A 13,244-nucleotide genomic window follows, 5' to 3' on the forward strand; every position below is an offset into this window, starting at 1 on the left:
ATCAGTGTTTCCTTAGAGACTGCCCTTGGTGGACGGCGTGATCCCCGCCGAGCGCGGATCGAGCTCGGCCGCCACCCGCAGGGCGCGGCCAAGGGCCTTGAAGATGGTCTCGGCGACATGGTGCGCGTTGTCCCCGCGCAGGCAGTCGATGTGCAGGGTCATCCAGCCGTGGTTGACCAGCCCCTGGAAGAACTCGTGGAACAGATCAACATCGAACTCGCCGATGTGCGAGCGGCGGAAGTCGGCATGCATCTCCAGCCCCGGGCGCCCGGAGAAATCGATCACCACGCGCGACAGCGCCTCGTCCAGCGGGACGTAGGCATGGCCATAGCGGCGGATACCCTTCTTGTCTCCCAGGGCCTTCACCAGCGCCTGGCCCAGGGTGATCCCGATGTCCTCCACCGTGTGGTGGGCATCGATGTGCAGGTCGCCCTCGGCACGCACGTCGAGATCCACCAGACCGTGGCGGGCCACCTGGTCCAGCATGTGATCGAGGAACGGGATGCCGGTCTCGAGGTGGCTCTGGCCGGTACCGTCGAGATTCAGCTCGATGGCGATCCGGGTCTCCAGGGTGTCGCGGCGGACGGATGCGGTACGTTCAGTCATGTTCCGGTTCAGGCACGGTAAAAGGCCAGTGTAGCAAGGCTGGCGCCCGCCCGGTATGACCGCGGGCGTTATCCGCGCGGGCCCAGCTTCGGCCCCACCAGCAACGCCTCCGGGACAGCCTCCTGGATGGCGCAGGGCAGTTCACTGCAAAGCCCCGGCCGCGCGGTCAGCGAGACCCACAGGGTGTTCAGTTTCAGGTTCAGCTCGACGAACGCGATATCGGCGCCGTAGCCGTTCAACACCTGTTCGATGGCGCGGGCCCGGGCGTGGAGCTCGTCGCGCGGACGCTCGCGCAGGCCCGGGATCAGCATCATGAAGTCGGCCAGGCGGCGCCCTTCTGCATCGCGACGGGGCAGACGCTGCCACAGGGGCTGGTGGGGCTCGAGGAGCAGGGCCGGGCGCAGGGCTGGATCGGCCTCGCGAGGCGCGGGGGAATCGGGGGACATGGCGATTCTCGGCATGGACCTTTCCGGAGTCTAGCAGGCTGCCAGGCCAGAAGGTCCGCACCAGGACGGCTTTCCCGGACACAAAAAAGCCGGGGACAAGCCCCGGCTTCTACTAAAGAGAACTGAAGCTCTCTTTAATTACCGCACTTCGACCTCGGTCGAGTCGGATTCACCCTTGTTGTCCGTCCAGGAGATGGACACGGTGTCACCGGAAGAACCGTCGATCTCGGTCTGCAGGAACGGGTTGCGGGAGACGGTGTAGTTCCAGTTGGCGGTCAGCACGTTGCTGCCGTTACGGGCTACTTCCACGGTCTCGATGAAGTGCGGGCCACCGTCGTCATCGGGGACGAGCATGTCGTGGCTGATGAGCGCACGGATGTTGATTACGCCGTTGCTTTCCTGGGCGCGAACTCGAATAGACATATCTTAAACCTCCAGTAGTGTTCGGATCAGCGGTTGGGGGTCGGCGTTAGCCGCCGCAGCCACCGACCGTGACCTTCACTTCTTGAACCGTCTTGTACCAGGTGTCGCCCGACTTCACGGCGGCGACCACGTTGGAGGACTCGCCCATGCGGATACGGCCGGAGACGTTCGCGTGCGCGCCGTCAGCCAGGACGTAGTGGGCGGTCAGCGGCTGATTGTTCAGCTCGACGAACACGGCCATTTCGGTCACGTTGTCCAGGCCGGACTCGATCGACACCGGAACCACGGCGCCGTTTTCGGCGATTTCCGGGGCGCTCAGGGTGACGTCACCATCGGCGATGTCGCTGGAGCCGGTGACGGCTTCCATGGCGGCTTCGAGGCCTTCGGCGCCGAAGGCCTCGGACGGCCAGGCGGCGAGCAGCTTGCTCGGGGCGAGCAGACCGGCCCCGACGGCGACACCGACAGTACCGGCGGCGAGAGTGCCTTTCAGGAAGACACGGCGCTTGGTGCTAATCATGGATGATCTCCTCTCATCTTGTGGGTCAGTTCCGGATAATCCGGGGACGTCCTGGCGGCAAGCCGCGATGACGTCTGTTGCATTGGACGGCGACCTGCATGGGTCTATTCCCTGCGGATCGGGCTCCGCCCCCTGACCAGCTTCAGTGGTCTTTTGCTGGTCTCGCAGATGCATCGTCCCAAACCTGGCTGAATCATTGATGAACGAATCATCGCGATTCGTGATCGGGCGAATTTCGTCCGGGAGGACGCGGCGGCGTTGAGCCCTGCCACCTGAAGCCAGCGGCGTATCAATGGCACACTATCGCCCTTCAATGCAACGAAGACCCGGACCCGACCATGTTCTCCTGCAAGGCCCAATGGCTGTTGATTGCCGTGATCGTCGTGCTTGGCACGATGCAGATGCTCGCCTCCTGCGGCCAGAAGGGCGATCTCTACCTGCCCGATGACGAGGAAACCGAGGAGCGCTGAGCCCGTAATGATCCCACTGAAGGACCACTAGATGGACTATTTCGATTATCACGGCGACACCCTGCACTGCGAGGGGGTGGCCCTGGACGGCCTGGCCGATCTGGTCGGCACCCCCGCGTACGTGTATTCCCGCGCCACGCTGGAGCGCCACTACCGCGCGTTCAGCGAGGCCCTCATCGGGACCCCGCACCAGGTCTGCTTCGCCGTGAAGGCCAACTCCGCGCTGGGCGTGCTGAACGTGCTCGCGCGCCTGGGCGCCGGGTTCGACATCGTCTCCGGGGGCGAACTGGAACGCGTGCTGCGCGCCGGGGGCGACCCGGCGAGGGTGGTGTTCTCCGGGGTGGGCAAGACCGCCGCCGAGATGCGCCGGGCGCTGGAGGTCGGCATCCACTGCTTCAATGTCGAGTCCGCCCCGGAGCTGGACCGGCTGGAGGCGGTCGCCGCGGACATGGGGGTACAGGCCCCGGTGTCGATCCGGGTGAACCCGGACGTCGACGCCGAGACCCACCCCTATATCGCCACTGGTCTGCGCGAGAACAAGTTCGGCGTCGCCATCGAGGAGGCGCCGGCGCTGTATGCCCGGGTGCGTGACAGCGAACACCTGGAGGCAACCGGCGTCGACTTCCATATCGGCTCGCAACTCACGCGCATCGATCCGTTCACCGATGCGTTGAAGCGCGTGCTGGCACTGGTCGACCAGCTGGCTGCGGACGGTATCGAGCTGGAGCACATCGACGTCGGCGGTGGGCTGGGCGTGCGCTACCGCGACGAGACGCCGCCGGAACCGGATGCCTGGGCCAGCGCCCTGCGCGAGGTCCTGGACGATCGTCCGCTGAAGGTATTGCTGGAGCCGGGGCGCGCCATTGCCGCGAATGCCGGCGCATTCCTGACCCGGGTGGAATACCTGAAGCACACCGAGGCGCACGACTTCGCGATCGTCGACGGCGCGATGAACGACCTGCTGCGCCCGGCGCTGTACGGCGCCTGGCAGGAGATCGTGCCGGTGGTGCAGCGCCACGACACCGAGACCCGCACCTACGACATCGTCGGCCCGGTCTGCGAGACCGGCGACTTCCTCGGGCGCGAACGCGAACTGGCGCTGGCCGCCGGCGACCTGCTGGCGGTGCGCTCGGCCGGCGCCTACGGCTATGTGATGGCCGGCAACTACAACTCGCGCCCGCGCCCGCCGGAGGTGATGGTCGACGGCGACCACTTCCAGATCATCAACCGCCGCGAGCAGGTGGATCATCTGATGATGCGCGAGAGCATGCTGCCGCAGGATGCCGACGACGAGAACCCGCCCGGGAGCGTGGAACCATGATCCCGCGCCAGCCCGAACCGGAGCTGATGCTGGAGCCGGAGCAGGCCCGCGCCTACGCCGAGGCCGACTTCGCCGCCCCGCACGAGGGCTTCGTGGATGCCTACACCGAGACGTTCCCGGGCCCGGTCAGCGGACCGGTGCTGGATCTCGGATGTGGCCCCGGCGATGTCTCGCTGCGCTTCGCCGCACGCTACCCCGACTGCGAGGTCGACGGCCTCGACGGTGCCCCCGCAATGCTGGCCGCGGGTGACGCGCTGATGGCGGGCCACCCGGCGGCCGGCCGCGTACATCTGTCCGCGGGCTGCCTGCCCGACGCGCGGGGCCCGCGGGCCCCGTACGCCACGATTATCAGCAACTCCCTGCTGCATCACCTGCACGACCCGGCGGTGCTGTGGCAGGCAATCCGTCGCGACGGCGCACCGGGCGCGGCAGTGTTCATCATGGACCTGCGGCGCCCGGACTCGACGGAGGCGGTCCAGGCCCTGGTGGCACAGTACGCGGCCGACGACCCGCCGGTTCTGCGCCGCGACTTCGAGCACTCCCTGCACGCCGCCTTCACTCCCGACGAGGTCCGCGACCAGCTGGCCGCCGCCGGGCTCCACGGTTTCACGGTCCGCGCCACCTCGGACCGGCACATGATCATCTTCGGGCACTTGCCGGAGGCCGTCTGATGCGCCTGGAATTCACCAAGATGCACGGGCTGGGCAACGACTTCGTCGTAATCGACGGCATCCGCCAGTCGGTGCGGCTGGACGAGCCGGCGCTGCGCCATCTTGCGGATCGCCACTTCGGGGTCGGCTGCGACCAGATCCTGCTGGTGGAAAACCCCGGCGATCCGGCACAGGCTCTGTTCCGCTACCGCATCTTCAATGCCGATGGCTCCGAGGTCGAGCAGTGCGGCAACGGCGCGCGCTGCTTCGCCCGCTTCGTGCGCGAACAGGGCCTGACCGAGGCGCGCGAGATCCCGGTCGAGACCCTGGGCGGGCGCATCGTGCTGCATGTCGAGGACGACGAACGCGTGCGCGTCGACATGGGACGCCCCGAGTTCGCGCCGGCGCGCATCCCGCTGGTCGCCGAGGGCGAGGCCGACGCCTACACCCTGGACGTGCAGGGCCACTCGATCACCCTCGGGGCGGTCTCCATGGGCAACCCGCATGCGGTGATCCTGGTCGACGACGTTGCCCGCGCGCCGGTGGCCGAGATCGGCCCGGTCATCGAGCGCCACGAAAGCTTCCCCCGGCGGGTGAACGTCGGCTTTGCCGCGCTGCGCGACCGCGGGCATGTCGACCTGCGGGTGTTCGAACGCGGGGTCGGGGAGACCCTGGCCTGCGGCAGCGGCGCCGCCGCCGCGATGGCCGTCCTGCGCCGCCGCGGCCTGGTCGACGACGACGTCGAGGTGGCCCTGCCGGGCGGGACCCTTGTGCTAAGCTGGAACGGACAGGCCGAGGCACCGGTTTGGCTGACCGGGCCGGCCACCACGGTATTCAACGGCTGGATCGATCTATGACTGGGCAATCCTCCAACGCCTCTGCTGCAGAGACCGCGAAGACCCGCACAACAAAGAACCACCCCAAAGACGCGATCAGCGCGGCCGATGTCGAGGCCTATCTGCGCGAACACCCCGACTTCTTCCAGGACCACCTGCCGCTGCTGGACATCCTGCGCCTGCCGCACCCGACCGGCGGCGCGGTATCGCTGCTGGAGCGCCAGGTCGCCCTGCTGCGCGAGAAGCACCGGGCAATGGAACAGCACATGGGCGAGCTGGTCGAGCGCGCCCGCGACAACGAGCGCATGGGCCAGCACCTGCACGAACTGGCCAAGACCCTGATGCGCGCCGAGAACCTGGACGCCGTGCTGGCACTGACCCAGGACGCCCTGCGCAACGAACTGGGCGCGGAGCGCGTCAGTATCCGCCTGGCGCACCGCGAGGTCGACGACCTGCATGCCCTGGACACCGCCGAACTGGGCACCTTCGACCCGCTGTTCAGTCGCGGCAAGGCACAGTGCGGCCGGGTGCCGGCCGAGATGCTGGACGTGCTGTTCGACGACGCCGAAGAGATCGGCTCGGCCATCCTGATGCCGCTGGGCGACGAATCCGACCGCATCGGCGTGCTCGGCCTGGCCAGCGAGTCCGCGGACCGCTTCCAGCCCGACATGGGCACCTATTTCGTCACCCATATCGGCGACCTGCTGGCCGAATCGATCCGCTGCCATGTCGAGCGGACCCACGCCGCGGCCTGACGCGGCGCGCACCGACGCCCCCGTACAGGATCCGGACATCGCGGCCTTCCTGGCCCACTTGCGCGATGTTCGCGGTCATTCGCCGCATACCGTCCAGGCCTACCGGCGCGACCTGACGCGTCTTCGCGGGCTGCACGAAGGCCCCTGGGAGACGCTGAAGGCCGCGGACATGCGCCGCATCGCCGGGCAGCTGGCCCGCCAGGGACGCCACCCACGCTCCATCCAGCGCTTCCTGTCGGCCGTGCGGGGCTTCTTCGCCTACCAGGTGGAACAGCGGCGCATGCCAGCCAATCCGGCCGCCGGCATGCGCGGGCCGCGCGCCGGGCGCCCGCTGCCACGCGACCTCGATGTCGACCAGACCCAGCAGGCGCTGGCCCCGGCCGAGGGCCTGGACCCGACGCTGGCGGCCCGCGACCAGGCGATGCTCGAGCTGCTGTATTCGTCCGGGCTGCGCCTGTCGGAGCTCACCGGGCTGGACCTGGTCGATCTCGACCTCGAGGCCGGGCTGGTCCGCGTGCTCGGCAAGGGCCGGCGCGAGCGCAGTGTCCCGGTAGGCCGGGTGGCCCGCGAGGCCCTGCGCACCTGGCTGGCACGCCGCGGCGACTGGGCCACGGCGGACGAGCGCGCCGTGTTCGTCAGCCGTCGCGGCCAGCGCCTGGGCAACCGCGCGGTGCAGCGCCGGGTCGCCGAGGCCGGTCGCCGTGCCGGCCTGGACGTGCGCCTGCACCCCCACCGCCTGCGCCATGCCTTCGCCAGCCACCTGCTGGAGTCGAGTGGCGATTTGCGGGCCATCCAGGAACTTCTCGGCCACGCAAACCTTGAAACCACCCAGATCTATACCCATCTCGACTATCAGCACCTGGCACAGGTGTATGATGCCGCCCATCCGCGGGCCCGCCGGAGGGACTGATCCGGCCGCGATCCACCCGCCGGGTGAACGATCCCGGGTAGCCGCGACCCAACACCGTGCCCCGAGGGAAACCTTGATCCGGGTTTCCCCCAGATACACAGCCGGACAGGAGAGATCCGTGGAACAGTTTCGCGGCACCACCATCGTTTGCGTCCGCAAGGACGGCGCCGTCACCCTCGGGGGCGACGGCCAGGTATCCCTTGGCAACACCGTGATGAAGGGCAACGCGCGCAAGGTGCGCCGCGTCTATCACGACCGTATCCTCGCCGGCTTTGCCGGCGGCACCGCCGATGCCTTCACCCTGTTCGAGCGCTTCGAGGGCATGCTGGAGAAACACTCCGGCAACATCACCCGCGCCGCCGTCGAGCTGGCCAAGGACTGGCGCACCGACCGCGCCCTGCGCAAGCTGGAGGCGCTGCTGGCCGTATCCGACCGCGAGAACTCCTTCGTGATCTCCGGCAACGGTGACGTGATCGAACCGGAGAACGCCCTGATCGCGATCGGCTCCGGCGGCCCCTACGCGCAGGCCTCCGCCCAGGCCCTGCTGCAGAACACCGACCTGTCGGCCCGCGAAGTCGTGGAGAAATCCCTGAACATCGCCGCCGACATCTGCGTGTACACCAATCACAACATCACCCTGGAGAGCCTGGACGCGGAGTAACGCGACCCGGCGCCAAGCGATTCGACCAAGGCCCATTTGCCATGACCGACATGACCCCTCGCGAGATCGTCCAGGAACTGGACCGCTACATCATCGGCCAGGACGAGGCCAAGCGCTCCGTTGCTGTCGCCCTGCGCAACCGCTGGCGCCGCCGCCAGCTACCGCCGGAGTTGCAGCCGGAGGTCACGCCCAAGAACATCCTGATGATCGGCCCGACCGGTGTGGGCAAGACCGAGATCGCCCGGCGCCTGGCCAAGCTGGCGCATGCACCGTTTATCAAGATCGAGGCGACCAAGTTCACCGAGGTCGGCTACGTCGGGCGCGATGTCGAGTCGATCATCCGCGATCTGGCCGAGGCAGCCGTCAAGCAGCTGCGCGACGAGGCCCTTCGTGAAAACCGCGTGAAGGCCGAGGATGCCGCCGAGGAGCGCATCCTGGATGCCCTGCTGCCACGCCCGCGCAACGCCGGGTTCACCGAATCCGAGCCGGACGACTCCAACAGCGAGACTCGCCAGAAGCTGCGCAAGCGCCTGCGCGAAGGCGACATGGACGAGCGCGAGATCGACATCGAGGTCTCGCAGAACCCCCAGGGCGTGGAGATCATGACGCCACCGGGCATGGAGGAGATGGCCAGCCAGCTGCAGTCGATGTTCCAGAACCTGGGCGGGCAGAAGACGCGTTCGCGGCGGCTGAAGATCGCCGAGGCACGCAAGCTGCTGATCGAGGAAGAGGCCGCGCGCCTGATCAACGAGGAAGAGTTGAAAGAGCGCGCCATCGAGCGCGTCGAGCAAAGCGGCATCGTGTTCCTCGACGAGATCGACAAGGTCGCCAGGGGCAGCGAGAAGGGCAGCGGCGGCGAGGTCTCCCGCGAGGGCGTGCAGCGCGACCTGCTGCCGCTGATCGAGGGCACGACCGTGTCCACCAAGCTGGGCATGGTGCGCACGGACCACATCCTGTTCATCGCCTCCGGTGCCTTCCACCTGTCCAAGCCCTCGGACCTGGTCCCGGAGCTGCAGGGGCGCCTCCCCATCCGCGTGGAGCTGGACGCCCTGTCGGCCGATGCCTTCGTGCGCATCCTGACCGAGCCCACCGCCTCGCTGACCGAGCAGTACACCGAGCTGATGAAGACCGAGGACGTGGAGCTGCGTTTCGAGGAGGACGGCGTGCGCCGCCTGGCGGAGATCGCCTTTGACGTGAACGCCCGGACCGAGAACATCGGGGCCCGCCGCCTGCACACCGTGCTGGAGCGCCTGCTGCAGGATGTGGCCTACCGCGCCCCGGACGTCGATGGTGCCGTAATCGTGGACCGTGCCTTTGTCGACGAACGCCTGGGCGACCTGGTCGAGGACGAGGACCTGTCCCGCTACATCCTCTGACGCAGCCACGCCGGGTACGACGTCCCGTGATCTGCGCCAGGGGGCGCTACTCGGGGGCCCCCTGGCGATAGGGGTCGAGCCAGCCCTCGGGCGGCGGGTGGAAGCGCTTGTAGGCCCAGTTGTACTGCTCGGGGCAGCGCCGCACCAGGGTCTCCACATGGGCGTTGATCGCCGTGGCCGCGCGCGCGAAATCGCGGTCGGCCACCTCCGGCCCGGCCTCGACCTCGTGATAGCGAAAGCCCCGACCCCCGGGCAGGCGCTCGGCAAACAGGAATACCACGTGATCGGCGCGCCCGCGCAGCAGGCGCGGGAGCAGGGTCATGGTCAGGGCCGGGCGCCCGAAAAACGAGGCGTGCTGTCCCGAGGCGCCCTTGGGGCTCTGGTCCGGCAGGATTCCGATGATCTCGCCGCGGTCGCGGGCCTGCTGCAGGATGCGCAGGCCGCTGCGATCGGCCGGGGCCAGCTCCGCCCCGGTGGAGGCCCGGGCCGCGCGAACCCAGCGATCAATCTCCGGGGTCTTGAACGGGCTGTACAACGTGGCCATCGGACCGTGGCGGGCGGCATCCAGGCCGGCGAACTCCCAGGAACCCAGATGCGGGGCGCACAGGAACAGCGCCCGGCCGACAGGGCGCTGGCGCAGGCGCGCGTACTGCGGCGGCTGGACGGCCAGCGTCTCCAGGCGTTCCGGGGGCGACTGCCACAGCCAGGGCGATTCGGTCAGGGCCCGGCCCATGGCCATCAACGAGCGGCGTCCCACCCGCCGCCGCCAGGCCGGGTCCTTTTCGGGGAAGCACAGCGCCAGGTTGATGCGGGTGATACGGGCCGCCCGCGTGGGGAGATACCAGGCAAGCGCCCCCACCCCGCCGCCAAGGGCGTGGTTTACCCGCAGCGGAAGTCGCGCGAGCAGGCGCAGGCCGCCCCCGATCAGGCGGTCACGCAGATGCCGACGTGGGGCCATGTTCGGATACTTCGGGTTCGACGGCCCTGTCCGGCGGTGGCTCGCGCGGGGGAATGCCGCCCTCGGTCATCAGGGGTTTGAGGGTGGTGCGCAGGTTGCGGAACAGCCGGGGGTGCTGCGCCTCCTCCTGCGCCAGCAGCTGTTTCATGTGCTCGCGCTGGGTGGGCATGGCGAAGCAGGCCGGGCAGTTGTCGAGGATGACCGGCAGCCCCGCGGCCGCGGCGAAGTCGCGGGTCTGGCGCTCGCGCACGTAGACCAGCGGGCGGATGACCCGCAGGTCCCCGGCGTCGATCGCGTAGTGAGCCTTCATGGTGCGCAGCTGGCCGCCGTGAAAGGCGCTCATCATGAAGCTTTCCGCGAGATCATCGAGGTGCTGGCCCAGCGCCAGTACGTTGTAGCCGTGTTCGCGCGCGGTGCGATACATCAGGCCGCGCTTCATGCGCGAGCAGAAGGAACAGAACGAGTCGTTGTCCATGTGCTCGCCCGCAAGCTCGGCGATGGGCTCGGACACGAAGTGATAGGGGATGCCGTAGGCACCGAGGTAATCCATCAGCCGCTGCGGCTCGAAGCCCTCGATCTCGGGGTTGATAGTGACCGCCCCGACCTCGAAACGGACCGGGGCCCGCCGAGCGAGGTTGTGCAGCAGCCACAGCAGGGTGAGCGAGTCCTTGCCACCGGACAGGCCGACCAGGATGCGGTCGCCCTCGCGGACCATGTCGAAGTCGGCGATGGCGCGCCCGGCGAGGCGGCGGATCGAGGCAGGAACGGCGGGTGTCTTCATGGGGCCGCAACATAGGCCGGGCGCCGGCTGCACGCAAGCACCAGCATGGCGGTGCGGGGAGGGGCACGCAAAGGCCTGGTGCGCAGCGCGCCGTCCTGCACCGGGGATGGGCAATGCATGCGCCGGGAGGGTGCGCAGCCTGCGGGAACGCCGCGCGCGCACAGCCTGTGGCGCGGCTTCGGGCATGGCACCCCGTTTGCATAAGCACGGGAAAGCGATGTCCACCGGGAGACCCCATGCACGACCGCAAGAGCCTCAGCCTGGCTGCCGAGCTGCGACGGAACCTGCGGGCCGAATTTCCCTCGGTGGCACGGCTGTCGGTGAGCGAGCCGGATTTCATGGAGGCGATCCTGGACTATGCCGGGCGCTCGCAGTCGAGCCTGGTACAGGCCGCGGCCCTGACCCTGCGCAGCCAGCTGGAAGGATCGGGGTATCTGCGGCCGCCGTCACCGGCGAAGACCGCAGAGGCGCCGGACCCGGATGGCGGGCAGGGCCCTGCGCACAACCGGCGCGTCTATCGGGGACGGGTGATCGAGGACCCGGAGTAGCGGCGACGGGCCGCGGGAGGGTTTCGCAGGCGGGGCGTTTTGGCGACACTCGGTGTTTTTCCGGAGAGCCGCCATGGATGCACTGTACCCCGAGATCGAACCCCACGGGATGGGCCGCCTGAAGGTCGGCGACGGCCACGAACTCTACTTCGAGGAATGCGGCAATCCGGAAGGGATTCCGCTCGTGTTCCTGCACGGCGGGCCGGGCTCGGGTTGCGAGAGTTGGCATCGCCGGTTCTACGACCCCGAGCATTACCGCATCGTGCTGTTCGACCAGCGCGGATGCGGACGCTCGACCCCGCACGCCAGCCTCGAGGCGAACACGACCTGGCACGGGGTGGCGGACATCGAACGGCTGCGCGAGCACCTGGGGATCGAGCGGTGGGCGGTATTCGGCGGGTCATGGGGCTCCACCCTGGGGCTGGCGTATGCCCAGAGGCACCCGGAGCGGGTGCTCGGCCTGGTGCTGCGGGGGATCTTCCTGTGCCGCCCGCAGGATATCCAGTGGTTCTACCAATCCGGCGCCGACCGCCTGTTCCCCGAGGCCTGGACCGAATACCAGTCCGTGATCCCCGAGGCGGAGCGCGACGACATGGTGGCTGCCTATTACCGGCGGCTGACCAGTGACGATCGCACGGTGCGCGAGGCGGCGGCGCGGGCCTGGTCCGGCTGGGAGGGGCGCACCTCCTGCCTGGTGCCGAACGACCACGTGATCGCCCATTTCGAGGATCCGGACGTCGCGGTGAGCCTGGCCCGGCTGGAATGTCACTATTTCCTGCACGATACCTTTCTCGAGCCGGACCAGCTGCTGCGCGACGCCGGACGGCTGAGCGGGATTCCCGGCACGCTGGTGCACGGACGCTATGACGTGGTCTGCCCGGTCAACCAGGCGGTCGCCCTGCACCATGCCTGGCCCGAGGCACAACTGGAAATCGTACCGGATGCCGGCCACTCCGCCGCGGAGCCGGGGATCGTGCGCCGGCTCGTCGCCGCCACCGACCGGCTGGCCGCGGCACTCGCCGGGCAGGTCGAGCCCGGTACCGGCAGGGGCCAGGCGTGATCGCATTGATCCAGCGCGTGAGCGAGGGCCAGGTAACGATCGACGGGGAGGTCGTCGGCGCGATCGGGCCCGGGCTGGTGGCCCTGGTGGCGGTGGAGCCGAACGACACCGAGGCGAGCGCCGAGCGCATGCTGGACCGGCTGCTGGGCTACCGGGTGTTCGCGGATGCGGAGGGCCGGATGAACCGCAGCCTGGGGGAGACCGGCGGCGGGCTGCTGCTGGTGCCGCAGTTCACGCTCGCGGCCGACACGCGCAAGGGGATGCGTCCGAGCTTCTCCGGGTCCGCCAGTCCGGAACACGGCGCCACGCTATTCGACGTTTTGGTCCGTCGCGCATCCGAACGCCACGCACCGGTCGCCAGCGGGCGCTTTGGCGCGGACATGCAGGTGAGCCTGACCAACGACGGGCCGGTGACCTTCTGGCTGGAGGCCCGTGGCCAGTGAGCCGCGACGGGCGACCGAACCCAAAACCAGGTCAAGGGCGAATTAACCACAAAGACCTTCTCTGTGTCCTTCGTGTTCTCTGTGGTGACAAATACGGCGTTCGTGGGCCGCAAACGAAGAGACCCGGCACGAGGCCGGGTCCCTGAGAGCAACGCTGGGTTCGCTGTGCGCGCGGATCAGGCCGCGCGGCGCAGGAACGGGCGCTGGCCGGACTGGACCGCGCGACGGATGAAGTCGGCACGGCCGGCCTCGCGCTGGTTCAGGTTGTCGGCGCACTGCGACGGCTCGTAGGCGGCAGCGGAGAGCATCACTTCCAGCTCGCACAGGTCGACCTTCGGCTCGGTCAGTTCGTCCGGGGTGGTGTTCAGCTTGCGGCCCACCTCCCAGAACATGCGCGGGTTCCAGAGCTTGGTCTGGATGCGCGGGGACTGGAACAGGGTGACGCAGCGGTTGTTGAGCTCTTGCTGATCCATGAGGGTCTCC

The 13,244-nt window shown here is 68.6% G+C and carries 18 protein-coding genes; 11 read left to right on the forward strand and 7 right to left on the reverse strand.

Annotated elements, in window-relative coordinates:
• Positions 1–12: 12 nt before the first annotated feature.
• From hisB to soxY, 4 genes are all read right to left on the reverse strand, one after another.
• Positions 13–606: an imidazoleglycerol-phosphate dehydratase HisB gene (hisB, locus tag F817_RS0105230; RefSeq protein ID WP_024326657.1), complete on the reverse strand. Its 594-nt coding sequence runs from the start codon at positions 604–606 to the stop codon at positions 13–15.
• Between the two features lie 68 nt (positions 607–674).
• Positions 675–1,052, reverse strand: a complete 378-nt coding sequence (locus F817_RS0105235; protein ID WP_024326658.1) for a hypothetical protein — start codon at positions 1,050–1,052, stop codon at positions 675–677.
• A 138-nt stretch (positions 1,053–1,190) separates the two neighbouring features.
• Entirely contained in the window at positions 1,191–1,475 is a 285-nt protein-coding gene (gene soxZ, locus F817_RS13725) for a thiosulfate oxidation carrier complex protein SoxZ (protein WP_042799094.1), read from the reverse strand.
• 46 nt (positions 1,476–1,521) lie between these two features.
• Positions 1,522–1,992 carry a thiosulfate oxidation carrier protein SoxY gene (gene soxY, locus F817_RS0105245; protein ID WP_024326660.1) on the reverse strand — a complete coding sequence of 157 codons (471 nt, stop codon included), beginning with the start codon at positions 1,990–1,992 and terminating at the stop codon, positions 1,522–1,524.
• Between the two features lie 338 nt (positions 1,993–2,330).
• Between soxY and F817_RS14110 the strand changes: the two genes are divergently transcribed.
• From F817_RS14110 to hslU, 8 genes are all read left to right on the forward strand, one after another.
• Positions 2,331–2,462: a lipoprotein gene (locus F817_RS14110; protein ID WP_081644460.1), complete on the forward strand. Its 132-nt coding sequence runs from the start codon at positions 2,331–2,333 to the stop codon at positions 2,460–2,462.
• 31 nt (positions 2,463–2,493) lie between these two features.
• Positions 2,494–3,783 carry a diaminopimelate decarboxylase gene (gene lysA / locus F817_RS0105255; protein ID WP_024326661.1) on the forward strand — a complete coding sequence of 430 codons (1,290 nt, stop codon included), beginning with the start codon at positions 2,494–2,496 and terminating at the stop codon, positions 3,781–3,783.
• Positions 3,780–4,454: a trans-aconitate 2-methyltransferase gene (locus F817_RS0105260; protein ID WP_024326662.1), complete on the forward strand. Its 675-nt coding sequence runs from the start codon at positions 3,780–3,782 to the stop codon at positions 4,452–4,454. The genes lysA and F817_RS0105260 overlap by 4 nt, the downstream gene beginning before the upstream one ends.
• Positions 4,454–5,290: a diaminopimelate epimerase gene (gene dapF / locus F817_RS0105265; RefSeq protein WP_024326663.1), complete on the forward strand. Its 837-nt coding sequence runs from the start codon at positions 4,454–4,456 to the stop codon at positions 5,288–5,290. Before F817_RS0105260 ends, dapF begins: the two co-directional genes overlap by 1 nt.
• Positions 5,287–6,024: a DUF484 family protein gene (locus F817_RS0105270; RefSeq protein ID WP_024326664.1), complete on the forward strand. Its 738-nt coding sequence runs from the start codon at positions 5,287–5,289 to the stop codon at positions 6,022–6,024. Before dapF ends, F817_RS0105270 begins: the two co-directional genes overlap by 4 nt.
• Complete coding sequence (xerC, locus tag F817_RS0105275; RefSeq protein ID WP_024326665.1) at positions 5,996–6,934, forward strand: tyrosine recombinase XerC; 939 nt, start codon at positions 5,996–5,998, stop codon at positions 6,932–6,934. Before F817_RS0105270 ends, xerC begins: the two co-directional genes overlap by 29 nt.
• Positions 6,935–7,052: 118 nt before the next feature.
• On the forward strand, positions 7,053–7,595 hold the full coding sequence (gene hslV / locus F817_RS0105280) for an ATP-dependent protease subunit HslV (RefSeq protein ID WP_024326666.1): 543 nt from the start codon (positions 7,053–7,055) through the stop codon (positions 7,593–7,595).
• A 41-nt stretch (positions 7,596–7,636) separates the two neighbouring features.
• On the forward strand, positions 7,637–8,971 hold the full coding sequence (hslU, locus tag F817_RS0105285) for an ATP-dependent protease ATPase subunit HslU (RefSeq protein WP_024326667.1): 1,335 nt from the start codon (positions 7,637–7,639) through the stop codon (positions 8,969–8,971).
• 46 nt (positions 8,972–9,017) lie between these two features.
• On the opposite strand, the gene F817_RS0105290 is transcribed toward hslU, so the two are convergent.
• Together F817_RS0105290 and F817_RS0105295 are read right to left on the reverse strand one after the other, a co-directional pair.
• Complete coding sequence (locus tag F817_RS0105290; RefSeq protein ID WP_024326668.1) at positions 9,018–9,929, reverse strand: lysophospholipid acyltransferase family protein; 912 nt, start codon at positions 9,927–9,929, stop codon at positions 9,018–9,020.
• Positions 9,904–10,710 carry an ATP-binding protein gene (locus tag F817_RS0105295; protein ID WP_024326669.1) on the reverse strand — a complete coding sequence of 269 codons (807 nt, stop codon included), beginning with the start codon at positions 10,708–10,710 and terminating at the stop codon, positions 9,904–9,906. The genes F817_RS0105290 and F817_RS0105295 overlap by 26 nt, the downstream gene beginning before the upstream one ends.
• A gap of 236 nt (positions 10,711–10,946) precedes the next feature.
• Between F817_RS0105295 and F817_RS0105300 the strand changes: the two genes are divergently transcribed.
• The 3 genes from F817_RS0105300 to dtd all read left to right on the forward strand — a co-directional run bounded on the left by F817_RS0105300 (position 10,947) and on the right by dtd (position 12,761).
• Positions 10,947–11,258, forward strand: a complete 312-nt coding sequence (locus F817_RS0105300) for a hypothetical protein (protein ID WP_024326670.1) — start codon at positions 10,947–10,949, stop codon at positions 11,256–11,258.
• A 73-nt stretch (positions 11,259–11,331) separates the two neighbouring features.
• The gene (gene pip / locus F817_RS0105305) at positions 11,332–12,318 is read left to right on the forward strand and encodes a prolyl aminopeptidase (RefSeq protein WP_024326671.1); all 987 of its coding nucleotides are present in this window, start codon (positions 11,332–11,334) and stop codon (positions 12,316–12,318) included.
• On the forward strand, positions 12,315–12,761 hold the full coding sequence (gene dtd, locus F817_RS0105310) for a D-aminoacyl-tRNA deacylase (RefSeq protein WP_024326672.1): 447 nt from the start codon (positions 12,315–12,317) through the stop codon (positions 12,759–12,761). The genes pip and dtd overlap by 4 nt, the downstream gene beginning before the upstream one ends.
• 176 nt (positions 12,762–12,937) lie before the next feature.
• On the opposite strand, the gene F817_RS0105315 is transcribed toward dtd, so the two are convergent.
• Complete coding sequence (locus F817_RS0105315; protein ID WP_024326673.1) at positions 12,938–13,234, reverse strand: hypothetical protein; 297 nt, start codon at positions 13,232–13,234, stop codon at positions 12,938–12,940.
• Between the last annotated feature and the right edge of the window lie 10 nt (positions 13,235–13,244).

This window comes from Thioalkalivibrio sp. AKL19, from assembly GCF_000420165.1.
Lineage (GTDB): Bacteria > Pseudomonadota > Gammaproteobacteria > Ectothiorhodospirales > Ectothiorhodospiraceae > Thioalkalivibrio.

Excerpts from the sequence above, each read along its gene's own strand:
- hisB (WP_024326657.1), bottom strand. The coding sequence starts at position 606 with ATGACTGAACGTACCGCATCCGTCCGCCGCGACACCCTGGAGACCCGG.
- F817_RS0105235 (WP_024326658.1), bottom strand. The coding sequence starts at position 1,052 with ATGTCCCCCGATTCCCCCGCGCCTCGCGAGGCCGATCCAGCCCTGCGC.
- soxZ (WP_042799094.1), bottom strand. The coding sequence starts at position 1,475 with ATGTCTATTCGAGTTCGCGCCCAGGAAAGCAACGGCGTAATCAACATC.
- soxY (WP_024326660.1), bottom strand. The coding sequence starts at position 1,992 with ATGATTAGCACCAAGCGCCGTGTCTTCCTGAAAGGCACTCTCGCCGCC.
- F817_RS14110 (WP_081644460.1), top strand. The coding sequence starts at position 2,331 with ATGTTCTCCTGCAAGGCCCAATGGCTGTTGATTGCCGTGATCGTCGTG.
- lysA (WP_024326661.1), top strand. The coding sequence starts at position 2,494 with ATGGACTATTTCGATTATCACGGCGACACCCTGCACTGCGAGGGGGTG.
- F817_RS0105260 (WP_024326662.1), top strand. The coding sequence starts at position 3,780 with ATGATCCCGCGCCAGCCCGAACCGGAGCTGATGCTGGAGCCGGAGCAG.
- dapF (WP_024326663.1), top strand. The coding sequence starts at position 4,454 with ATGCGCCTGGAATTCACCAAGATGCACGGGCTGGGCAACGACTTCGTC.
- F817_RS0105270 (WP_024326664.1), top strand. The coding sequence starts at position 5,287 with ATGACTGGGCAATCCTCCAACGCCTCTGCTGCAGAGACCGCGAAGACC.
- xerC (WP_024326665.1), top strand. The coding sequence starts at position 5,996 with ATGTCGAGCGGACCCACGCCGCGGCCTGACGCGGCGCGCACCGACGCC.
- hslU (WP_024326667.1), top strand. The coding sequence starts at position 7,637 with ATGACCGACATGACCCCTCGCGAGATCGTCCAGGAACTGGACCGCTAC.
- F817_RS0105290 (WP_024326668.1), bottom strand. The coding sequence starts at position 9,929 with ATGGCCCCACGTCGGCATCTGCGTGACCGCCTGATCGGGGGCGGCCTG.
- F817_RS0105295 (WP_024326669.1), bottom strand. The coding sequence starts at position 10,710 with ATGAAGACACCCGCCGTTCCTGCCTCGATCCGCCGCCTCGCCGGGCGC.
- F817_RS0105300 (WP_024326670.1), top strand. The coding sequence starts at position 10,947 with ATGCACGACCGCAAGAGCCTCAGCCTGGCTGCCGAGCTGCGACGGAAC.
- pip (WP_024326671.1), top strand. The coding sequence starts at position 11,332 with ATGGATGCACTGTACCCCGAGATCGAACCCCACGGGATGGGCCGCCTG.
- F817_RS0105315 (WP_024326673.1), bottom strand. The coding sequence starts at position 13,234 with ATGGATCAGCAAGAGCTCAACAACCGCTGCGTCACCCTGTTCCAGTCC.